The 19,519-nt window shown below is 63.9% G+C and carries 22 protein-coding genes and 1 pseudogene; 15 read left to right on the top strand and 8 right to left on the bottom strand.

Features of this window, described 5'->3' with window-relative positions; genetic code table 11:
- Positions 1-18 precede the first annotated feature (18 nt).
- From NKH36_RS17280 to NKH36_RS17245, 8 genes and pseudogenes are all read left to right on the top strand, one after another.
- Positions 19-1,008 carry a TIM barrel protein gene (locus NKH36_RS17280; RefSeq protein WP_352963456.1) on the top strand — a complete coding sequence of 330 codons (990 nt, stop codon included), beginning with the start codon at positions 19-21 and terminating at the stop codon, positions 1,006-1,008.
- Between the two features lie 33 nt (positions 1,009-1,041).
- A pseudogene (locus NKH36_RS17275) lies at positions 1,042-2,099 on the top strand (sugar ABC transporter substrate-binding protein).
- Between the two features lie 55 nt (positions 2,100-2,154).
- Positions 2,155-3,684, top strand: a complete 1,530-nt coding sequence (locus NKH36_RS17270; protein WP_352963455.1) for a sugar ABC transporter ATP-binding protein — start codon at positions 2,155-2,157, stop codon at positions 3,682-3,684.
- Between the two features lie 16 nt (positions 3,685-3,700).
- Positions 3,701-4,678, top strand: a complete 978-nt coding sequence (locus tag NKH36_RS17265; RefSeq protein WP_352963454.1) for an ABC transporter permease — start codon at positions 3,701-3,703, stop codon at positions 4,676-4,678.
- Positions 4,675-5,550: a MurR/RpiR family transcriptional regulator gene (locus tag NKH36_RS17260; RefSeq protein WP_352963453.1), complete on the top strand. Its 876-nt coding sequence runs from the start codon at positions 4,675-4,677 to the stop codon at positions 5,548-5,550. Before NKH36_RS17265 ends, NKH36_RS17260 begins: the two co-directional genes overlap by 4 nt.
- Positions 5,547-6,443, top strand: coding sequence for a ribokinase (locus NKH36_RS17255; protein WP_352963452.1), 897 nt, complete (start codon positions 5,547-5,549; stop codon positions 6,441-6,443). Before NKH36_RS17260 ends, NKH36_RS17255 begins: the two co-directional genes overlap by 4 nt.
- A 304-nt stretch (positions 6,444-6,747) precedes the next feature.
- A complete protein-coding gene (locus NKH36_RS17250) occupies positions 6,748-7,065 on the top strand; it encodes a hypothetical protein (RefSeq protein ID WP_352963451.1) in 318 nt (105 codons plus the stop codon).
- A gap of 682 nt (positions 7,066-7,747) precedes the next feature.
- Positions 7,748-7,900, top strand: coding sequence for a hypothetical protein (locus tag NKH36_RS17245; RefSeq protein WP_352963448.1), 153 nt, complete (start codon positions 7,748-7,750; stop codon positions 7,898-7,900).
- A gap of 75 nt (positions 7,901-7,975) precedes the next feature.
- Here the strand turns inward: NKH36_RS17245 and NKH36_RS17240 are convergent, their stop codons facing one another.
- Positions 7,976-8,512, bottom strand: a complete 537-nt coding sequence (locus NKH36_RS17240; protein WP_352963446.1) for an Hsp20/alpha crystallin family protein — start codon at positions 8,510-8,512, stop codon at positions 7,976-7,978.
- Between the two features lie 59 nt (positions 8,513-8,571).
- The gene (locus tag NKH36_RS17235) at positions 8,572-9,036 is read right to left on the bottom strand and encodes an Hsp20 family protein (RefSeq protein WP_352963444.1); all 465 of its coding nucleotides are present in this window, start codon (positions 9,034-9,036) and stop codon (positions 8,572-8,574) included.
- A gap of 228 nt (positions 9,037-9,264) precedes the next feature.
- Here NKH36_RS17235 and NKH36_RS17230 point away from each other — a divergent pair, with 228 nt between their 5' ends.
- Together NKH36_RS17230 and NKH36_RS17225 are read left to right on the top strand one after the other, a co-directional pair.
- Positions 9,265-9,483 carry a hypothetical protein gene (locus tag NKH36_RS17230; protein WP_502912054.1) on the top strand — a complete coding sequence of 73 codons (219 nt, stop codon included), beginning with the start codon at positions 9,265-9,267 and terminating at the stop codon, positions 9,481-9,483.
- Positions 9,484-9,650: 167 nt separating this feature from the next.
- Positions 9,651-9,908 carry a DUF982 domain-containing protein gene (locus NKH36_RS17225; protein WP_352963442.1) on the top strand — a complete coding sequence of 86 codons (258 nt, stop codon included), beginning with the start codon at positions 9,651-9,653 and terminating at the stop codon, positions 9,906-9,908.
- A gap of 32 nt (positions 9,909-9,940) precedes the next feature.
- Here the strand turns inward: NKH36_RS17225 and NKH36_RS17220 are convergent, their stop codons facing one another.
- Together NKH36_RS17220 and NKH36_RS17215 are read right to left on the bottom strand one after the other, a co-directional pair.
- Complete coding sequence (locus tag NKH36_RS17220) at positions 9,941-10,210, bottom strand: usg protein (protein ID WP_258123242.1); 270 nt, start codon at positions 10,208-10,210, stop codon at positions 9,941-9,943.
- Between the two features lie 16 nt (positions 10,211-10,226).
- The gene (locus NKH36_RS17215) at positions 10,227-10,538 is read right to left on the bottom strand and encodes a hypothetical protein (RefSeq protein WP_352963440.1); all 312 of its coding nucleotides are present in this window, start codon (positions 10,536-10,538) and stop codon (positions 10,227-10,229) included.
- A gap of 370 nt (positions 10,539-10,908) precedes the next feature.
- Between NKH36_RS17215 and NKH36_RS17210 the strand changes: the two genes are divergently transcribed.
- From NKH36_RS17210 to NKH36_RS17190, 5 genes are all read left to right on the top strand, one after another.
- Positions 10,909-11,223, top strand: a complete 315-nt coding sequence (locus NKH36_RS17210; RefSeq protein WP_236377497.1) for a co-chaperone GroES — start codon at positions 10,909-10,911, stop codon at positions 11,221-11,223.
- 57 nt (positions 11,224-11,280) lie between these two features.
- The gene (gene groL, locus NKH36_RS17205) at positions 11,281-12,912 is read left to right on the top strand and encodes a chaperonin GroEL (RefSeq protein WP_352954702.1); all 1,632 of its coding nucleotides are present in this window, start codon (positions 11,281-11,283) and stop codon (positions 12,910-12,912) included.
- Positions 12,913-12,938: 26 nt separating this feature from the next.
- Positions 12,939-13,211: a hypothetical protein gene (locus NKH36_RS17200; RefSeq protein WP_352963437.1), complete on the top strand. Its 273-nt coding sequence runs from the start codon at positions 12,939-12,941 to the stop codon at positions 13,209-13,211.
- Entirely contained in the window at positions 13,208-13,456 is a 249-nt protein-coding gene (locus tag NKH36_RS17195; RefSeq protein WP_352963435.1) for a hypothetical protein, read from the top strand. Before NKH36_RS17200 ends, NKH36_RS17195 begins: the two co-directional genes overlap by 4 nt.
- 64 nt (positions 13,457-13,520) lie before the next feature.
- Positions 13,521-13,838 carry a DUF982 domain-containing protein gene (locus NKH36_RS17190; protein WP_352963433.1) on the top strand — a complete coding sequence of 106 codons (318 nt, stop codon included), beginning with the start codon at positions 13,521-13,523 and terminating at the stop codon, positions 13,836-13,838.
- A gap of 65 nt (positions 13,839-13,903) precedes the next feature.
- Here the strand turns inward: NKH36_RS17190 and NKH36_RS17185 are convergent, their stop codons facing one another.
- The 4 genes from NKH36_RS17185 to NKH36_RS17170 all read right to left on the bottom strand — a co-directional run bounded on the left by NKH36_RS17185 (position 13,904) and on the right by NKH36_RS17170 (position 19,476).
- A complete protein-coding gene (locus NKH36_RS17185; RefSeq protein WP_352963430.1) occupies positions 13,904-14,920 on the bottom strand; it encodes an ABC transporter permease in 1,017 nt (338 codons plus the stop codon).
- A complete protein-coding gene (locus NKH36_RS17180) occupies positions 14,917-16,488 on the bottom strand; it encodes a sugar ABC transporter ATP-binding protein (RefSeq protein WP_352963427.1) in 1,572 nt (523 codons plus the stop codon). The genes NKH36_RS17185 and NKH36_RS17180 overlap by 4 nt, the downstream gene beginning before the upstream one ends.
- A gap of 230 nt (positions 16,489-16,718) precedes the next feature.
- Positions 16,719-17,669 (bottom strand): substrate-binding domain-containing protein, encoded by a 951-nt coding sequence (locus NKH36_RS17175; RefSeq protein ID WP_352960889.1) that lies wholly within the window; start codon positions 17,667-17,669, stop codon positions 16,719-16,721.
- 253 nt (positions 17,670-17,922) lie between these two features.
- Positions 17,923-19,476, bottom strand: a complete 1,554-nt coding sequence (locus NKH36_RS17170; protein ID WP_352960887.1) for a winged helix-turn-helix domain-containing tetratricopeptide repeat protein — start codon at positions 19,474-19,476, stop codon at positions 17,923-17,925.
- Positions 19,477-19,519: the final 43 nt, after the last annotated feature.

Raw genomic sequence — 19,519 nt, 5'->3', positions numbered from 1 at the left:
TCCACCGAAGGGTCCTCCATGAAAGCCAATCGTTTCGCCACACGCCTGAATTCCTTTGCCTCGCGGCCACAGGCCGAATGGCCGGATCTTGCCGGCAAGCCGTCCATGCTGCAGATGGCGGCGCGTGCGGCGAAGGTTGCGGGGCTGACCGACCTCGACCTCAACTTTCCCGACCATGTCGATGAAAAACCTGCGGAAATGGCGCGAAAACTCGGCGATCTCGGTCTTTCCATCAATGGTCTCGCCATGCGCTACTACTCCAACCCGGCCTTCAAGCTCGGTGCCTTCACCAATCCGGATCCCGCTGTTCGCCGCGAAGCCATCGACCTGACTAAGGCAGGCATCGACGCCGCGCGTGAGGCCGGCACCAATCTGATGACGCTGTGGCTCGGGCAGGATGGCTTCGATTATGCCTTCCAGGCCGATTATGCGGCGCTCTGGCAACACGAGATCGATGGGATTCGTGAAGTTGCGGCGCATGACCCCGATTGCCAGGTCAGCCTGGAATACAAACCCAACGAGCCGCGCTCCTACAGCCTGATGCCCGACGCGGCGACGACATTGCTGGCGATCCGCGAGATCGGCCTGCCCAATCTCGGCGTGACGCTTGATTTCGCCCATGTGCTCTATGCCGACGAGCAGCCGGCCTTTGCCGCAGCACTCGTGGCGCGCCATAGCAAGCTGCTCGGCGTCCATCTCAACGATGGCTACGCCAAGCGCGACGACGGGCTGATGGTCGGCGCGGTGCATACGCTGCAGACGATCGAGCTGCTCAGGCAGATCCGACGCGACGGCTACGCCGGCGCCATCTACTTCGACACATTTCCCGATATGACCGGGCTCGATCCCGTCCACGAATGCGAAGTCAACATCGCCACCGTCAAGCGCATGCTGCGCGTCGTCGATCGGCTCGAAAAGGACAACCGCCTGTCCACCGCCGTCGACCGTCAGGACGCGGTCGCGTCGCAGGCCATCATCCAGGAAGCCATGCTCGGACCGGACAGCTGAGGCCGGCGCCGTTTTCAACAAGGGAGGAAAACCATGAAATTTCTGCTTGCCACCGCCACCGCTGCCCTGATGGCGCTGTCCATCGGCTCGGCTTTTTCCGCGGACCTTGCGCCGCTCAATTCCGACACCGAGAAGGATCGGATCGACTGGTCGCAGCTCGAGGCCAAGTTCGGTGCGTTCCCCAAGCTGCCCGACGGCACCAAGGCCGGCGCCGTCTCCAAGACGCTGACCAACGAATACTGGCGCTCGCTGGGGGAGGGCTACAAGTCGTTCGGCGACCGCGTCGCCGTTCCGGTCGTCTATCAGGCGGCGCAGAGCGAGGGCGACCAGCTCGGCCAGCTCACCATCGCCGAAGGCCTGGTCACACAGGGCTACAACGTGCTTCTCGTCTCGCCGCAGACCGACTCCAACCTGCAGCCGATCATGGAACAGGCCAAGGCCGCCAACGTGCCGGTGGTCAAGTCAATGACGCGGTCATCCCGCAGGCCGAGCACTATGTCGGCAATGTCCAGCGTGACAATGGCGTGCGCGTCGCCAAATGGTTCATCAAGAACCGGCCGGATGGCGGCAAGGTCGCCATCGTCGAAGGCCAGGCCGGCGTCTATGCCGCCGTGCAGCGCACCGACGGCTTCAAGACCACGATCACCGAGGCCGGCAAGTTCGAGGTCGTCGCCAGCGTGCCCGGCAACTGGGATCGCCAGACCTCCTACGATGCGGCCACCAACATCCTGCAGCAGCACCCCGACCTGATCGGCTTCTATGCCAACAATGACGGCATGGCGCTGGGCATCGTCGAGGCGGTCAAGGCCGCCGGGCTGCAGGACAAGGTTGCCGTCTTCGGCACCGACGGCATCTCCGACGCCTATGCCTCGATCCGCGCGGGCGAGCTGACCGGCACCGTCGATAGTTTCCCGGTTCTGACCGGCGAGGTGGCGCTGGAATCGGCGCTGCGACTGGTAGCCGGGCAGAAGCTGCCGCGCGTCGTCGCCACACCGCAGGCGCTGATCACCAAGGACAATGCCGACCGTTACTCCGGCGCCGGCGACGCCGTGCGCAAGGCGCTGCTCGAGGACGCGGCAGCGGGCAACTAGCACAAGGCGGGTGCCGGCCATTCGGCTGGCACCCTCTGCCTGGAGAATAGAACCAATGTCTGTCCCGCGGCTGCAATTCGAGGGCATTTCCAAGGTGTTCCCGGCCGTGCGGGCGCTGAGCGATGTCTCCTTTTCGGTCGGCGGCGGCGAAATCCATGGCCTGCTCGGTGAAAACGGAGCCGGCAAATCGACGCTGCTGCGCATCCTGTCGGGGGTCTACAGGCCGACAGCCGGAACCGTGCTGATCGACGGCAAGCCGGTGACGCTGAACAATCCGGTCGCCGCGCGCGCAGCGGGCGTCGCCATGATCCACCAGGAATTGCAGCAGGTGCCGCACCTCAGCGTCGCCCAGAACATGTTCCTCGGCCATCCCCTGACGCGCGGCGGCATCTTCGTCGCACGGCGCGAGCAGGAGCGCCGCGCTGCGGAAGCCCTCGCCACCATCGACCCGACGATCGATCCGGCAGCCCCGCTCGGCAGCCTGAAGGTCGCGCAGCGGCAGATCGTCGAGATCGCCCGGGCGCTGCTCGACCGGGCGCGCATCGTGGCGATGGACGAGCCGACATCGAGCCTGACGCCGAGCGAGTTCGAGCGCCTGGCCGTAGTCATTGCCGGCCTGGCGCGCGACGGTGTCGCGGTCGTCTATGTCTCGCACAAGCTGGACGAGGTGTTCGGCATCTGCCAACGCGCCACAATCATGCGCGACGGCGTCGTGGTCGGAACCGTCGATCTCGCGCAGGTGTCGGAAAAAGCCGTCGTTTCGATGATGGTTGGCCGCGAGCTTGCCCAGGAACAGCACCGCTCGCACGCCTCCAGCGACGTCAGGCTGAGCGTGCGTGGCCTCGCCTCGGCGACCAAGGTCCATGACGTCTCGTTCGACCTGCATCGCGGCGAGGTGCTGGGCATTGCCGGCCTGGTTGGCTCGGGCCGTACCGAACTGCTGCGGCTGCTGGCCGGCGCCGACCGCGCCTCGTCAGGCGCAATCGAGATCGACGGTAAGGCGATAAAACTTTCCGGTCCGCGCGACGCCATCGCGGCCGGCATCGGCCTGGTGCCGGAGGAGCGCAAGCGCGAAGGTATCGTCCCGTTGCGGTCGATCTCCAGCAATATGGCGCTGGCGTCGATGGGCGTGTTCGCACCGCGCGGCATCATCGATCACACCAGGCTGAAACGGGTCGCGGCCGAGAAGATGAAGCGGGTCAATCTCAGGCCGTTCCTGCTCGACCGGCCGATCCGGCTGTTCAGCGGCGGCAACCAGCAGAAGGCGATCATCGGCCGCTGGCTGGCGGCGGGAACGCGCATCCTTTTGTTCGACGAGCCGACGCGCGGCATCGATGTCGGCGCCAAGGCGGAGATCTATCACCTGATCGAGGAGCTCGCTGCCGAGGGCCATTCGGTCGTCGTCGTGTCGTCCGAGCTTCCCGAGGTGATCCGGCTCGCCGACCGCGTGCTGGTCATGCGCGACGGCGCGGTCGCGGCCGAACTCGATCGGGCCGATCTCAACGAACAGGCGATCGCGGCGCACGCGATACCCCAATCGGAGACTCAGGCCGGCAAGGCGCAAGGCCATCGGGCCGGTGCATAACCGACAGGACCAACGGATGACTGATATAACCGAACACACAGCAGCGCGCCCACGGGCTGACTTCCTGCACCGGTTTTCCATGCGCGACGCCGGCACGCTGATCGGCCTGGTCGTGATCCTCGCCGTCTTCGGTGCGCTGGTCCCGGGCTTCTTTGCCGAGCGCAATTTGATCAACATCCTGCAGCAGTCGAGCATCAATGCCTGCCTGGCGTTGGGCATGACGTTGGTGATCATCTCAGGCGGCATCGATCTGTCCGTCGGGCCGACGGCAGCCCTTTCGGCCGTCATCTCGGCCTCGATGCTGGTTGCCGGCGTGCCGTTTCCGCTGGCCATCGCCGCCGGCTTCGCTATCGGCCTCGTCTGCGGCCTGCTCAACGGCGTGCTGGTCGCCTATGTCGGGCTGCAGCCTTTCATCGTCACGCTGGGAACGCTGAGCACCTATCGGGCGCTGGCGCTGATCTATACCGGCGGCAATCCGGTGCTCGGCCTGCCTGCCGGCTTCCGCGCCATCTTCAACGGATCGCTGTTCGGATTGCCGTTGGCGGTCATCATCGTTGCCGTGGTCGCGCTGATCGCCTGGATCGTCCTCAAGAAGATGCCGTTCGGCGAATATCTGCTCGCCGTCGGCGGCAATGAGGAAGCCGCCTACATAGCAGGCGTGCCGATCGCCCGCACTAAGATCGCCGCCTACATGATCTCGGGCCTGCTGGCGGCCCTTGCCGCGCAGATCCTGATCGGCCGGCTGGGTGCCGCCGAGCCCATTCTCGGCAATCTCTGGGAGCTCGATGCCATTGCCGCTGCGGCCATCGGCGGCGCCTCGCTGATGGGCGGCAAGGGCAGCGTGGTCGGCACCATTCTGGGCGCCGTCATCCTCGGCACCATGCGTAACGGCCTGACGCTGATGAATGTCCAGTCCTTCTATCAGCTGCTGGCAACTGGTCTTATAATCCTCGCCGCGATGCTCATCGATCGCGTGACGAGGGGACGTGGATGACCTTGACCAGCCTGGATTTGAAAGCAGTAGGACCGCGGATCCGCATGATGATGCCGCATCTGACGCCGCTCGAGGCGAAGGTGGTGGAAACCGTCTTCGGGCGGCGCGGCTTCGACGAGACCATTCCGCTCAAGCAGATCGCCGAGGAGGCCGGCGTGTCGGAGGCGATGGTGGTCAAGATCGCCAAGAAGCTGGGTTTTTCCGGCTATCGCGACTTTCGCACCTCGGTCTATGAATACAGCCGCCTGCCGACCGCCGAAATGCACCAGGAACTGTCGGTCGACGACAGTTCGGCCGAGATCGTGCAGAAGGTGTTCCGCACCTCGATCCAGGCGCTGGAGGAAACGCTGGCGATCCTCGACATGGACGATTTCGACCGCGCCGCCGATCTTCTCTATCGCGCCAAGAACCGCGATTTCTATGGCGTCGGTGGTTCGGCGCAGATCGCGCGCGACGTCTCGCACAAATTCCTGCGCATCGGCATCCGCGCATCCGTCTACGACGATTCGCACATGATGCTGATGTCGGCATCGCTGCTTGGCGCCGACGACATCGCCGTCGGCTTCTCGCATTCCGGCAACACCAGCGCCGTCATCGATGCCATCCATCTCGCTCGCAAAAGCGGCGCGCGGACGCTGGCGATCACCAACTACGACAACTCGCCGCTGGCCGCCGTCGCCGACATCGTGCTGTGCTCGACCGCGCAGGGTTCGCCCTTGATGGGGGAGAACGCGGCGGCACGCATCGCCCAGCTCAACATTCTCGACGCGCTGTTCGTGGCAGTGGCGCAGCGCGACTACCAGGCGGCGGAGCGCAATCTCGGCCGCACCATGTCGGCAGTGACGTCGAAACGCCGGGACAGGGGAACATGACGGCTTCCTCGCCGCTGGTCACCGTGTTTGGCAGCCTGCACTACGACATCATGGTCGAAGCACCCGATCGCCCACGCAAGGGCGAAACCGTGACCGGCCATGCATGGCAGCCGAAATGCGGCGGCAAGGGCGGCAACCAGGCAGTGTCGGTGGCTCGGGCCGGCGTGCGCTCGGCTATGATCGGCGCCGTTGGCGACGACGATTTCGGCCGCGCGCTGCTCGATAACCTCGGCCGTTGCGGCGTCGACGGCCGATTCGTGAGGGTTGCGCCTGGCGCCGGCTCGGGCATGAGCGTGGCGATCTTCGACGACGGTGGCGACTATGGCGCGGTGATCGTCTCAGGCAGCAATCTCACCTTGGGCGAAGCGGACATCGCGACGGCCACCGATATGGTTGCGCAAACGTCGGTGCTGCTGCTGCAAAACGAGGTGCCGGAGGCTGCCAACATCGCCGCGGCGCGGGCGGTGAAGGCGCATGGCGGCCGCGTCGTGCTCAACGCCGCGCCCGCGCGAAAACTGTCCGGCGAACTGATCGCACTCACCGATTTCGTTATCGTTAACGCTATCGAGGCGGAACTTCTGGCCGGCATTCCCGTCGTCGATACGCTCGAGGGTGCTGCCGGGGCGGCACGGATGCTGGTCGATTTCTACCCGGCCGCGATCGTCACCGCCGGCGGGGAAGGTGTTGCCTATTGCGACCGCAACGGTCAGGCCTTCGCGCTGGCGGCCATTCCGGTGAAGGTCGTGAGCACCCATGGCGCCGGTGACGAGTTCGTTGGCGCGTTCGCGGCGGGCCTTGCCCGCGGACATCAGGTCGAGGCCGCCCTCGCCGCCGCCAATGCCGCCGCGGCCTTGCTGGTCGCCACTCCGGAACGGGAGCGCGAGGCGATCTGAAACGGGACACTGAGAAGGGGGCGCGGAGAAGGGGCGCGCGCCCGCCAGCGCACGCGCAAGATGCGTTGCCCACGCGCGGAATGCCCTCTCTGGCTCCTGTTTCGGGGTCTACATGCGGCTTTAGCATCGTGACCTACCAGCAATGGCGCCCGTCATAGGCGATAGAACGGCCTACGCCATTTAATTGGAGGACGCGGGGCAGGGGGATCGCGGCCCACGATTGTTCACGCCTGGTCACATGACGACCGGGCCGCAAACATCTGTAGTTTAGTGGAACCTAATTTAAATGACGCTATTATCGTGCATGGGAAAACGTGAGGTCCAGACTGTTACTGAATACCGAATAGCTGGAGATCAGCTGGCCGATGATCCAGTGATCGCTCTCGATATCGCGGAACGGATATTGCAGGCAGCCGAGCACGACCGGATTGTCTACGTCGTCGCGACAGCAGAGCCACCCCAAACCGACCTTATCGAGAAAACAGAGCCTCAACAGATCAGGACCACCACGACCTCTTTCCGCGACTTTGAAGTTTTGCTGCTTGTTCTTTATGCGGCCTATGCCCTCGTTGTGCTGGGTGTCACCGCTTTCGTGGTGCTGGAATTGACTCCCGTTCTGTAGGCGTGCTTCAGCAGTTCGACAATGGAAAGGAAAGCCCGCCACCCTTTCCTGGATGCCAGGAACGCCACGGTAGCGACTTCTGCTACTAATGCTCCCGTAGATATTCAATATGCGGCCTCCGCGTCGTCTGGCGCATCGGCTGAACAAATGAAGCCCGCGCCTCTGGCGGAGAGCGCGGGCCCGATCGGGTTGGAGCCCGATCCGCAGCAGGAACCCGGAGGTTCCGCTGCTCAGGAACAATTATTAGAAATTACTAATATTTCTGCATCGTCCGGATGAATGATGTAGCCGCCCTCGCAAACGAACATCTTGTCAGGAGATTCTTTTGCCTGAGTCATGTTTGCTCGCTCTCCGCCGGGCCTCAAGCAAACTTTTGAGACAGACGTTCGTATTGGTGGATGGGGTACGCTTTCAGGGAGAAAGCCGTGGGCAGACAGCAACGCACCGTCTTTTGGATCGCGGTCTTTGCGTGTGTCCTTGGCTTTGTGCTGTTGATCCTCATCCTGCAAATAGTGAGCTTGCTTGACTAGATAAGACACCGAACCGGCTGCCGGTGTGAATTTTTCGCCGGCGCGCGTAGGGCAGGGTCCTTCCTGCGTATCGGCCAGCAGTCGCTTGCGGCCAATGACTGCAAAAGGACCATCACCATGCAGCGTTCAGCACTCCACTGCGCGAACTGCGCATGGCGCGGGCCAATCTGGCGGTGGCACAGCAGGCTTCGCCCTTCGACGAAGCGGCGGCGAAGGACGCGATGGCGGCGGTCCGCACCGCCCCAACAGACCTTCATGCGACGATGCAGGAGAACGTTAAGGCAAAGCCTGCCGCTGGAAGTTGATGCTGGTAGGGCTTGTTGCTCTAAGGTATCCGACGCAGCCGGGCGCGCGGCTTGCGCGTCCGGCTGCCGATGTTGTCAGTGCTTGCTCTTGCCGGGGCTGGCGGCGCTGCCACTGATCGCGATGCGCTTGGCCTTCGCCTGCGCGCGCTCGGTCTTCGGCAGCGTCACGGTGAGCACGCCGTTGTGGAAGGCGGCGTTCACCTTGTCCTGCTCGACCTCGTAGCCGAGCGGGATGCGGCGCTCGAAGCGGCCGTAGAACCGCTCGGAGAACTGCCTGTCCTTGTCCTCGGTCTCGGAGCGCTTCTCGCCACGCAGCGTCAGCACGCCGTCATCGAGCATCACCTCGATGTCCTTCTCGTCCATGCCGGGAATTTCCGCGGTCACGCGGATCTCCTTCTCGCCATCGGAGATTTCGACGCTCGGCCAGCTGCCGCGCGCCGACGAAAATCCGCTGAGCGACGGCATGCGCGTTTCGAAACCGCGGAACGCGTCGTCGATCAGGCGGTTCATCTCGCGATGCAACGCCATGAACGGGTCTCGGTCATCGTCACGATAGAGGCTGGGAACCGGACTGTTCTCCCGGCCCCAAGGGATGAGATCACGAATAGCCATTGATGTTCTCCTTTCTCGACTGGTTGTGCCAAAAGGCGAACGCCAGAGATCGCCTTCGCTCAGGCGGCCTGCTTCGGCCTCTCGACCTGCCCGGCCTTTCGCGCGCCGTCGTCCTTGACGATCGTGATGCGACGCGGCTTTATCTCCTCGGGCACTTCGCGCACGACGTCGATCGTCAGCAGGCCGTTGTTGAGCGAGGCGCCGGTGACCGTCATGTGATCGGCAAGCTCGAAGCGCCGTGTGAACGGTCGCACCGGAAGGCCACGATGGAGATATTCCACCTCGTCCTGTTCCTTGCGCTCGCCCGAGACAATTAGAAGGTTCGGCTCGTGGCTGATGTCGAGATCGTCTTCGGAAAAGCCGGCGACGGCGATCCTCACGCGATAGGTGTTCTCGTCGCTTCGCTCGATGTCATAAGGCGGCCAGGTTTCGACTGCCTGCGGCGCGTTTTCCAGCTGGTTGAAGATGCGGTCGAAACCGATGCTCGACCGATAGAGCGGGGAAAAGTCGAATGCGGTTCTCATAGCTACATCCTCCATTGAGCAACATAGTACGAGGGACGCCAAAGAGCTTGGCGCTCCCTGGGTTCTGCCGGCCCCATTCGGCAACCGGCAATTTCGATTTGGTCATTGTCAGCGCGAAATCAAGACCCAGATTCTCTCCCGCTGCCAGATTTTTTGTTGCCAGATTGTAGCTGGGAATGCCGGTTTCAACCTCATTTGTGGGTCGCGCCGGCACGCATGGAGGATATCATGATCATGACACGCGACGACATCATTTCGGTGCTGGGCCCGGTCGACGACGCCGTTGTCGCCGACATCGCCTCGACCGGCGCGACGATCGAGGAGTTGCGCGAGGCCCTTGCCTGGGTCGGCGCCGATGAGGCGCTGGTGAACGAGGGCCGCCCTCTGCCGTCGGCAAGGGTGGCGACGCTGATCGGGCTTCTTGAACCGCCGGACGACGACATATAGCCGGCCGTTGCGTCTAAGCAGGGCAGGGTTTGGCGTTGAGATGGGTCTTGAAGCGCGCAGGCAGACGAACCATCTCGTCCATCGGCGCCGATCGGGCCGCCCTCCTGCTTAATCGAGGATGTTACTTGCTCTAAAAAACAGAAAACAGAAAAAAGAAGGAGGAAGTGATGAACGACGTCCCATTTTCCGAGCCGATCACGCTCAAGCTCCAATCCGTCGGAGAGCGCAAGGTCGCCAGCAGTTGGGAAGCCATCGAATGCATGCAGCAATGGCCGGACCGGGCGCGCGGCCGGAACTGGCGCGCAGCCTATCGCGCCTGCCGCGACGCGCTCGACGGCTGGCGCACCGCCCGCGAGGCTCGCACCACCTTCGTCAAGGCGGCTCGCACGGCCGGACTGCTTGTCAAGGGACGTAAATCCACCTGAACGCCGCGTTCCGAGCGACTCGTACCCCTGTCTCACTGCAGCGTAATAACACCGTCCACCGCCCGCCATTCGGAGGGTTGGATCAGACGGTGATGGGCGACGCGCACGGAATGCAGCGGGCCTTCGATCTCACGTTCCCAATATTCGAGGAAATGCTTCAGCGTCGGGAAATCCGGTGCGATGTCGTATTCCTGCCAGATGAAGAGCTGCAGCAGGTCCCGATAGTCGGGAAGACGATAATGGATCTCCGCCGTCGTCAGGCCAAAGCCCTGCATCTGGAGCTGGAACTCGTTGCTGACCATGCACGTCTCCTTTCTGTCAAACATCACGCGCCGACGCGGTGGGGGCCGCCGTGGCGGCTTCGGCCGGCGCCGGCGCCTTGAGATGGGCCTGCGCCATCAAGTGCCTGCAGCGCGTCATGATCTCTTCAAAGGTGATTGGAGCTTTGGCGCTGGGCGGCTTGCGCAGCGCCGGCATGGATTCGACCGCGCAGGCATCGGAGGCCCATGACGACAGGATCGCGCGCTTTTCACCGACGTCCAGCGTCGCGTCGGCCAGCACGTCCTGTGGACGATCGAAATACCGCGCCGGATCGAACAGCCGGCTGAGATCGAAATCGTCCGGCGCCATCGAAATCGTTGGGACCTCGCGTTCCATCGCCGTCCTCCGCATGCAAAAACGCCTCCGCTTCCTCTTCGGTTCCGACCGCCGACAGGCGGTGCCGGGATCGACAACGATGTCGAAAGGTTGCGCCGCGATCTCAAGCCACATCCGACGTGTCAATTCCTGGAATAGCGCCATCATTACAGGGCGTTGGCACTCGACCACGGCGAGTGCCAAAATTTTTTCGACGTCCTCTTGAAAGCCACAAATGCCAAACTAATTCGATATGCGCGAAGCGATGCCTGAACAGGGGTCGCGCACCGTCGCATCGGCCGTTGTACCGGTCGGCTGCGAAGGGAGGTCCAAGAAAATCTGTTTGTCCTATGAGGAGAACGACATGGCGTTCCGTCCATTGCATGACCGTATCCTGGTCCGCCGCATCGAGGTCGACGAGAAGACCGCGGGCGGCATCATCATTCCCGACACCGCCAAGGAAAAGCCGCAGGAAGGCGAGGTGATAGCCGCAGGTCCCGGGGCGCGTGACGATAGCGGCCAGCTGCAGCCGCTCGACGTCAAGGTCGGCGACCGTATCCTGTTCGGTAAATGGTCGGGCACCGAGATCAAGCTCAACGGCGAGGACCTGCTCATCATGAAGGAAAGCGACGTGCTGGGCGTGATCGAATTGACCGACAAAATGCAGAAGGCCGCCTGAGCGGGGCCTGGACAAGCAATCAGTCAACGAAAAGCTGCCTATTGAAGGAGTTATCCAATGGCTGCCAAGGATGTGAAATTCCATACCGAAGCCCGCGAGAAGATGTTGCGCGGCGTCAACATCCTCGCCGACGCGGTGAAGGTGACGCTCGGTCCCAAGGGCCGCAACGTCGTCCTCGACAAGTCATTCGGCGCGCCGCGCATCACCAAGGACGGCGTTACCGTCGCCAAGGAAATCGAGCTTGAGGACAAGTTCGAGAACATGGGCGCGCAGATGGTGCGCGAGGTGGCGTCGAAGACAAGCGACGTCGCCGGCGACGGCACCACGACCGCGACCGTTCTGGCTCAGGCGATCGTCCAGGAAGGCGCCAAGGCGGTCGCCGCCGGCATGAACCCGATGGACCTGAAGCGCGGCATCGACAAAGCGGTCGACGCCATCGTCGCCGAACTCAAAGCCAATGCCCGCAAGGTGACCAGGAACGACGAGATTGCCCAGGTCGGCGCCATCTCGGCCAATGGCGATGCCGAGATCGGCCGCTTCCTCGCCGAGGCGATGGAAAAGGTCGGCAATGAGGGCGTCATCACGGTCGAGGAAGCCAAGACCGCCGAGACCGAGTTGGAGGTGGTCGAAGGCATGCAGTTCGACCGCGGCTATCTCTCGCCTTATTTCATCACCAACCAGGACAAGATGCGCGTCGAACTCGAAGAGCCGTATGTGCTGATCCACGAGAAGAAGCTCTCCAACCTGCAGGCCATGCTTCCCGTGCTCGAAGCCGCCGTGCAATCGGGCAAGCCGCTGCTGATCATCGCCGAGGACGTCGAAGGTGAGGCGCTGGCGACGCTAGTCGTCAACAAGTTGCGCGGCGGCCTGAAGGTTGCAGCCGTCAAGGCGCCGGGCTTCGGTGACCGCCGCAAGGCGATGCTGGAAGACATTGCCATCCTGACCGGCGGTACAGCAATCAGCGAGGATCTCGGCATCAAGCTCGAGAACGTCACGCTGGAGATGCTCGGCCGCGCTAAGAAGGTGCTGATCGAGAAGGAGAACACCACCATCGTCGACGGGGCCGGCCGCAAGGACGAGATCCAGGGACGCATCACCCAGATCAAGGCGCAGATCGAGGAAACCACCTCCGATTATGACCGCGAGAAGCTGCAGGAGCGGCTGGCCAAGCTCGCCGGCGGCGTCGCCGTCATCCGCGTCGGTGGCTCAACCGAGGTCGAGGTCAAGGAGCGCAAGGACCGCGTCGACGACGCCATGCACGCCACCCGCGCTGCGGTCGAGGAAGGCATACTGCCTGGCGGCGGCGTGGCGCTGCTCAGGGCGGCGAAGGCGCTCGATAATGTCTCCGTCGACAATCCCGACCAGAAGACCGGCGTCGAGATCGTGCGTCGGGCCATCGAGCAGCCGGTGCGCCAGATCGCCGAGAATGCCGGCGCCGAGGGTTCGATCATCGTCGGCAAGCTGCGCGAGAAGACCGAATTCGGCTATGGCTGGAACGCCCAGACCAACGAATTCGGGGACCTCTACGCGCAGGGCGTGATCGACCCGGCCAAGGTGGTGCGCGCCGCTCTCCAGGACGCGGCGTCGGTGGCCGGCCTGCTGGTGACCACCGAGGCGATGGTGGCCGAGAAGCCGAAGAAGGAAGCGGCCGGCCCGGCAATGCCCGCCGGTGCCGGCATGGATTACTGACGCCAGGCTTCTGAGGACAAACGACCGTGCCCGCCGACGCGAAGGCGGGCACGGCCTTGCTCGGAACAGATGCAGGTGTTGCCATGGACATGATGAACAGTTTTGGAAAGATCGCCGCGCCGACCCTTCTCAGGACCGATTTCAACTATGAAACGGAGTGCAAGACGGCGCTGGCGCCGCTTGTCGACGGATTGCTGGACGCGGTCGAATCGGCCGGCTGGGACCGTCGCAAGGCGGCCTACACGCTGATGTTCCTGTCGGCTCAGCGATTAGGAGCCGACAAGGAGGAGCGTAAATGATTGCAGCGCGGATGCGTGAGTGCCTGCGCCTGCTGAGGTGGTCGGAAACCGATTTCGCCGAAGAGGCGGGCTATCCGGTCGCTAAGGCAAAGGCCTGGCTTTACGGGCGTGAACATCCGCCCCGTAATGGCCTGGCTGGAGACGCTGGCCAAGGTGCACCGGCTGCTGCCACGGCCGAGCATGCCGCCGCAGCCGGCCGCGTTGCATTCGCTGATCGGCGCTGTCATCCCGCAGGCCGCTCTTGAGGATCGCAGCGGCCGGACAGTTGAGCCCCGAAAGGAGCGAGTTGAGCTTCCAAAGGAGAGTGTCATGGATCGTTCTTCTTTTGCAAAGCCGGTCACCATCCTCACCGGCCTCGGTAGCCCGACCACGATCGAAAGCGCGGCTGAGGCCTATGCGCTGCTTGCCGACTGGCCGTCGGCGAGCCGGACGGCCGCGCATGACATCGCCGCCAAAGCCTGCCGAGCCGCGATGGAGGGAGAGATCGACGCCGAGACGGCGCGGGCGACCTTCGTGGCGTTTGCCCGCCGCAACGATCTTCTCGCACCGCAGACGAGCTCGACGGTGGCAGGCGGGACGGTCGTCGATTGGGCGAGGCGTTCGCAGCGTGTCAACGCACCAGCGTGAACGCGCCTTTTCCTTCTCCCACAACAGGGGGAAGGTAAGATCGCTTTGCGCCGCATCCTCAATCCTCACCGCCGCACCCGCGATTTCAGCCAGCGGTCGAAGGCCACGGCGAGGATCAGGATCAGGCCGATGACGATGCTTTGCGTGTAGGACGAGACGTTATTGAACTGCAGCCCGTTCTGCAGCACGCCGATCAGTGCCGCACCTACCACGGTGCCGCCGACCGAGCCAATGCCGCCGAACAGTGAGGTGCCGCCGATTACGACCGCCGAGATTACCGTCAGCTCGTAGCCGATGCCGGCGACGGCTTCCGAGGAATTGAGCCTTGCCGACAGTACGAAGGCGGCAAGGCCGGCGAAGAAGCCGACAATGACATAGACCGAGATCAAAATGCGATCGACGCGCAGGCCCGACAGCCGCGCCGCCTCGGCATTGCCGCCGACGGCGTAGACCGCGCGGCCGTAGCGCGTGTAGCGCAGCACGATGTGGCAGAGGATCGCGGCGGCCGCGAAGATGATCGCCGGCACCGGGACCGGGCCGATCAGCCCGGTGCCGAACCAGCGCATCGGGGCGTCGAAGCCCGAGATCGGGCCACCATTGGAGATCGTCAGCGTCAGGCCGCGAAAGACGGTGAGGCCGCCGAGCGTGACGACGAAGGGCGGCACCTTCAGCCTGGTGATGGCAAAGCCCTGGACGCCGCCGGCCATGGCCCCGACGACGACCGCGGCCAGCAGGGCTGCGAACCAGCCAAAGCCTTGCGTGCCGGACGTCGACAGCGACAGCGTGTTGGCGGTGCCGCCCTTGGCCACCACCGCCGCGACCATGCCGCAGAAAGCCAGCAGCGAACCGACCGACAGGTCGATGCCGGCAGTGAGGATGACGAAGGTCATGCCGAGCGCGATCAGCCCGGTGATCGAGATCTGCCGCATGATGTTGAAGATGTTGATGGGGTCGATGAAGCTCGGCTTCAGGACGGTGAAAACGACGATCAGCAGCGCCAGGAACATCAGCGGGCCGAAGCTCATCAGCAGGCGCGCGACATTGATGCCGCCGCGCTGGGTCTGTTCGGTCGTGCTGGTCATTGCGTCGCTTCCTGCGTTTGATCGAGCGCCATCAGTTCCATCAGTTTTTCCTCGGTCGCCTCGATGCCGGGCATCTCGCCGGTGATGCGGCCGCGCCGCATGGTGACGATCCTGTCCGACACCGCAAGCACTTCGGGCAATTCCGACGAGATCATCATGATGGCGATGCCACGCGCCGCGAGCTGCACCAGGATCTGATGCACCTCGGCCTTGGCGCCGACATCGACGCCGCGCGTTGGTTCATCGACGATCAGCACCTTGGGGTCGCGCGCCAGCCAGCGGGCGAGGATGACCTTCTGCTGGTTGCCGCCGGACAGCCCCTCTATGGGCTGCTCGGGCGAGGCCATGCGGATCGACAGCGTCTTCCTGTAGCTTGCCAGCGCTTCGCGCTCGCGCCGCTCGGTCATGAAGCCGGCGGCGTTGGAGTAGCGGCCGAGTGCGGCGATGGAAAAATTGGTCAGGATGCCGAGCGCGGCGAAGATCGCCTGATGCTTGCGATCTTCCGGCACCAGGCCGATGCCGAGGGCGATGGCATCGGCGGGTGATTCAGGCGCGATCGGCTTGCCGTCGAGCGTGATGGTGCCTGCGGCAATGCGGTCGGCGCCGAAGATGGCGCGGGCAAGCTCGGTGCGGCCGGAGCCGACGAGGCCGGCGACACCGAGAATCTCGCCCGTCTTGAGGTCGAGATCGACGCCTTCGAGCACGATGGCGTGCGGCGCCTGCGGATCGCGCACCGTGCGCAGGCCGCGCACCGAGAGCCGGACGTCGCCGGCGACGTCGCGCAGCGTCGGCCTGGCATAAAGCTCGGACGCGGCGCGGCCGACCATCTTCTCGATGATCCTGGGCAGCTTGATCGGCCCGCCGTCGCGGTCGAGATGGCCGGCCAGCCTGCCGTCGCGCAGCACCGTCATGCGATCGCAGATGGCAGAGGCCTCTTCCAGCCGGTGGGTGACGAACATGATGGCGACGCCGTCCTTGCGCAGCCGGTCCATGATCGACATCAGCTTCTGCACTTCCGTTTCGGTCAGCGCCGAGGTCGGCTCGTCCATGATGATGAGGCGGCTCTTAAGCGACAGCGCGCGGGCGATCTCGACCAGCTGCTGTTCGGCCACCGACAGTGCCGACACCGGCGTCGCCGGGTCGAGATCCAGACCGACCCGGGCGATAATCGCGCGGGAGTCTTCCTCCATCTTCCGCCAGCTGACCAGGCCGAAGCGCCCGAGCGGCGCGCGGCCGATGAAGATATTTTCCGCCACGGTGAGCGTCGGGATCAGGCTCAGTTCCTGGTAGATGGTGACGATGCCGTGGCGCTTGGCATCCTGGGGATTGTGCGGATTGAATTCGACGCCGTCGAAGATGATGCGGCCGCTAGTGGGCGGCATGACGCCGGACAGGATTTTCAGCAGCGTCGACTTGCCGGCGCCGTTCTCACCGAGCAGGCCGAGGATTTCGCCGGGCCGAATCTCGAGCGAGACGTCGCTGAGCGCAGTCACGCCGGCAAAGCGCTTGGTCACGCCCTCGACGGCGAGGAGGGCGGGAGATGATGTTGCGGCTTCAGCGACGGACAAGTTGCTTCCTCGATGCAGTTTTTCACGCCATCTCTCGGCGCTTGAACACCCCCCTCTGTCCTGCCGGACATCTCCCCCGCAAGGGGGGAGATCGGATGTCGCCATCGCTTTCGCCAATCTTCAACGTCGCAAGAAAAGCGACGGCATTGAAGCTGCCAATCTCCCCCCTTGCGGGGGAGATGGCCGGCAGGCCAGAGCGGGGTGCCGTCCCGCCGGCCTTACCAATTGGCCTACTTCGTCTCGCCCAGCCTTTCCGCCTTGTCGAGATTGTCCTTGCCGATGACGATCGGCGTCAGCAGCACGAGCTTTTCCTTCGGTTCGGTCTTGTCCTTGGCATAGGCGACGGCGATCTGCACCGCGGTGCGCGACTGCTCGCCGGGGAACTGTTCGACGGTGCCGGCCAGCTTGCCGTCGCGCACGGCGACCAGCGCTTCGGGAAGCGCATCGAAGCCGTAGATCTTGACGTCGGTGAAGTTGCGCGCCGCGCAGGCCTCAACCGCGCCAAGCGCCATGTCGTCATTGGCGCAGATGATCGCGTCGGGCTTGCCGTTGGCGGCAAGGCCGGCCTCGGTGACGGACAGCGCCTCGGCGCGGGCGAAGTTGGCGGTCTGCTCGAAGATGATCTGATATTTGTCCTTCAGCGGATCGAGAACGTTGTGCACGCCCTTGTTGCGGTCGATCGCGGGCCCAGCACCTGGCTGACCCTGCAAATGGAAGATCTTGGCGCCGTTCGGGAACGCCGCCACCATGGCTTGCGCCTCTGCCTCGCCGCCCTTGACATTGTCGGCGCCGACATGGGCGAGGATGCCTTCGACGCCGTCGACGCGGCGGTCGATGGTGACGACGGGAATGCCGGCCTGGACCGCCTGCTCGATGGCCGGCGCCAGCGCGTTGACGTCGAGCGGCGAGATGACGATGGCGTCGACCTTCTGCACGAGTGCTGCCTCGATATCGGCGGTCTGCTTGGGCGCCGAGTTCTGGCCGTCGCTCTCGGTCAGGTTGACGCCTTGCGCCTGGGCTTCCGCCTTGATCTGGTTCAGCATGTGAACGAAGAACGGAAAGCCGAGGCTCGGCACCGAACCCAGGATGGTCAGCTTGTCCTGGGCGAAAGCCAGTTGCGGAGCGGCCAGAGCCAATGTGCCCATCGCCACGGACGACAGCAGGAATTCACGTCTGTTCATCAATTTAGTCTCCTCCATATGAGCGCATGACCCGAAAACCGGAATCGGTCTCCGAGGCAGGTTCATGCGTCGATCTAGAAATGGAGTGTCCTTTGAGCGCCCAAGGGGACGCAACGGCGCTCCAGCCGGTCCACCGCGACGTTCTCCTCCGCTCGGCGCCGGCGGCCGGATGCTAGCCAAGGCCGGAGGTTTGCGCAAGAACGCGCGGATTCGACTCGGGGCCGCGTCATGTGCCCAGCGCCGCCGGTGCTGCTCATGGTGTTGTCGGCATTTGCGTATCCGGCATTTGCGCGTCATCCCATCCGGCCAACTCGAGACCGGACCGTATCCGCTCCCGATCTTCCGCGCGCATCATGTGAAGGTCCGCCATGATTGCCTGTTCGGTCAGGCCGGGATTTAGGCGGCGGCCTTCTCTCGTGCAGGCCCTTGCCTTGTCGATATTGCCGTCAAGCGCGTGACAAGCAGCCAGCCGCGCCCATTGCCAGGCACTCTTTCGCGGAAGGCAGGAAAAAGACGCCGCCGCTTCCGGGTAGCGACCAAGGACAAGCAGGGCCTCACCACGATCATAATACCAGGCGGGATGCATCGGATTGAGTAGGATCGCCTGGTCCAGCAGCACCAGGCCGGTCTTGCCATGGCCGCGTATTACCTCGAAAAAGCCCGTTTGGGCCAAGGTGTCGGCGTCGTAAGGATTAAGATCTAACGCGCGCGCGAAATGGCGTGCGGCGGCGTCGAATTCGGCCAGGTAGATAAGGATCAAGGCCAGGATGCGGTGGCAACGTGCCTCGTCCGGGCTGAGTGCAGTGGCGTGCAAGGCCCGGTCCCGCGCCTGATCGAGCAAGGCGCGGGACGCACCGCCATAGCCGCCTATGATCGTGTCCGCCAACGCGAGATAGGCGTGAGCCAGCCCCGAATCCGGATCGAGTTCGAGCGCCTTCAGCAAATGTTCGCGCGCCTGCTGGTTGACGCCCTCGCCATAGCTTCGCAGAAGCGCCATGCCGCGCAAGATATGGACATAGGCTTCGATGTTGGCGGCGGGTGCGGGGGATATGCGCCGCATCGCCGCGCTCTCGATGTTGGCGACCAGCGCGGTCGCGATCCGTTGCGCCACCATCCTTTGAAAGACGAAGATATCGCTGGTCCTGAACGAAAACGCCTGCGCCCAGATGCGACGGCCGGACGCCGTCTCGGACAGGACGACGTGCGTGCTGTAGCCGTCGTCGGCGCGTCCGACGGTGCCTTCCGCGACATAGTCGGCGCCGAGGCGCTCAGCGGTCGCCCAGATGTCCTGGTCGGTATGTTCGGCAAGCGCGAAAGCCGAATGGCGCGCCAGCACCGCGATGGTCTTGAAGTAGGAAAGCGCGTTGATGATCTCCTCGACCACGCCGTCGAAGAGCGGCTTTGCCGTCGCATCGTCAAGGTTGACGCGAAACGGCAGGATGGCGACCATCGGCTCGGGCGCTCGTTCAATCTGAACCGCGGCGGTGGCCGGCGGCGAAGCGGACAGGCTGTCGTCGGCAGCCTGGAACATGTAGCCGCGCCGGGGCAGAGTGCGAACCAGCGACTGCGTTTCGTCGCCTATGCATTTGCGTACATCGCGAATGCATTGCGTGAGCGAATCCTCTGTCACGATGGTGTTGGGCCAGACCGCCTGGAACAATTCGTCCTTGCTCAGCACACGGCCGGGATTGCGCACCAGGAAGGCCAGCAGGTCGAAGGTCTTTGGCCGCACCGGCACGATCTCGCCGTCACGCCGCAATGTGCCGCGGTCGAGATCGAGAACCGAACTGCCGACCTGGTGTGCCAAGCTCCTGCACCACCGCTGCGCCTGATTGCGCAACGATCATCGG

Source organism: Mesorhizobium sp. M1312, assembly GCF_040318115.1.
Classification (GTDB): Bacteria; Pseudomonadota; Alphaproteobacteria; order Rhizobiales; family Rhizobiaceae; genus Mesorhizobium.
The sequence above is the reverse complement of the archived record's forward strand: the minus strand, read 5'-3'. Positions and strand labels throughout refer to the sequence as shown.

What these genes read in the sequence shown, in the direction of transcription:
- NKH36_RS17280 (WP_352963456.1), top strand. Translation starts at nt 19, where the DNA reads ATGAAAGCCAATCGTTTCGCCACACGCCTGAATTCCTTTGCCTCGCGG.
- NKH36_RS17270 (WP_352963455.1), top strand. Translation starts at nt 2,155, where the DNA reads ATGTCTGTCCCGCGGCTGCAATTCGAGGGCATTTCCAAGGTGTTCCCG.
- NKH36_RS17265 (WP_352963454.1), top strand. Translation starts at nt 3,701, where the DNA reads ATGACTGATATAACCGAACACACAGCAGCGCGCCCACGGGCTGACTTC.
- NKH36_RS17260 (WP_352963453.1), top strand. Translation starts at nt 4,675, where the DNA reads ATGACCTTGACCAGCCTGGATTTGAAAGCAGTAGGACCGCGGATCCGC.
- NKH36_RS17255 (WP_352963452.1), top strand. Translation starts at nt 5,547, where the DNA reads ATGACGGCTTCCTCGCCGCTGGTCACCGTGTTTGGCAGCCTGCACTAC.
- NKH36_RS17250 (WP_352963451.1), top strand. Translation starts at nt 6,748, where the DNA reads ATGGGAAAACGTGAGGTCCAGACTGTTACTGAATACCGAATAGCTGGA.
- NKH36_RS17245 (WP_352963448.1), top strand. Translation starts at nt 7,748, where the DNA reads ATGGCGCGGGCCAATCTGGCGGTGGCACAGCAGGCTTCGCCCTTCGAC.
- NKH36_RS17240 (WP_352963446.1), bottom strand. Translation starts at nt 8,512, where the DNA reads ATGGCTATTCGTGATCTCATCCCTTGGGGCCGGGAGAACAGTCCGGTT.
- NKH36_RS17235 (WP_352963444.1), bottom strand. Translation starts at nt 9,036, where the DNA reads ATGAGAACCGCATTCGACTTTTCCCCGCTCTATCGGTCGAGCATCGGT.
- NKH36_RS17230 (WP_502912054.1), top strand. Translation starts at nt 9,265, where the DNA reads ATGATCATGACACGCGACGACATCATTTCGGTGCTGGGCCCGGTCGAC.
- NKH36_RS17225 (WP_352963442.1), top strand. Translation starts at nt 9,651, where the DNA reads ATGAACGACGTCCCATTTTCCGAGCCGATCACGCTCAAGCTCCAATCC.
- NKH36_RS17220 (WP_258123242.1), bottom strand. Translation starts at nt 10,210, where the DNA reads ATGGTCAGCAACGAGTTCCAGCTCCAGATGCAGGGCTTTGGCCTGACG.
- NKH36_RS17215 (WP_352963440.1), bottom strand. Translation starts at nt 10,538, where the DNA reads ATGGCGCCGGACGATTTCGATCTCAGCCGGCTGTTCGATCCGGCGCGG.
- NKH36_RS17210 (WP_236377497.1), top strand. Translation starts at nt 10,909, where the DNA reads ATGGCGTTCCGTCCATTGCATGACCGTATCCTGGTCCGCCGCATCGAG.
- groL (WP_352954702.1), top strand. Translation starts at nt 11,281, where the DNA reads ATGGCTGCCAAGGATGTGAAATTCCATACCGAAGCCCGCGAGAAGATG.
- NKH36_RS17195 (WP_352963435.1), top strand. Translation starts at nt 13,208, where the DNA reads ATGATTGCAGCGCGGATGCGTGAGTGCCTGCGCCTGCTGAGGTGGTCG.
- NKH36_RS17190 (WP_352963433.1), top strand. Translation starts at nt 13,521, where the DNA reads ATGGATCGTTCTTCTTTTGCAAAGCCGGTCACCATCCTCACCGGCCTC.
- NKH36_RS17185 (WP_352963430.1), bottom strand. Translation starts at nt 14,920, where the DNA reads ATGACCAGCACGACCGAACAGACCCAGCGCGGCGGCATCAATGTCGCG.
- NKH36_RS17175 (WP_352960889.1), bottom strand. Translation starts at nt 17,669, where the DNA reads ATGAACAGACGTGAATTCCTGCTGTCGTCCGTGGCGATGGGCACATTG.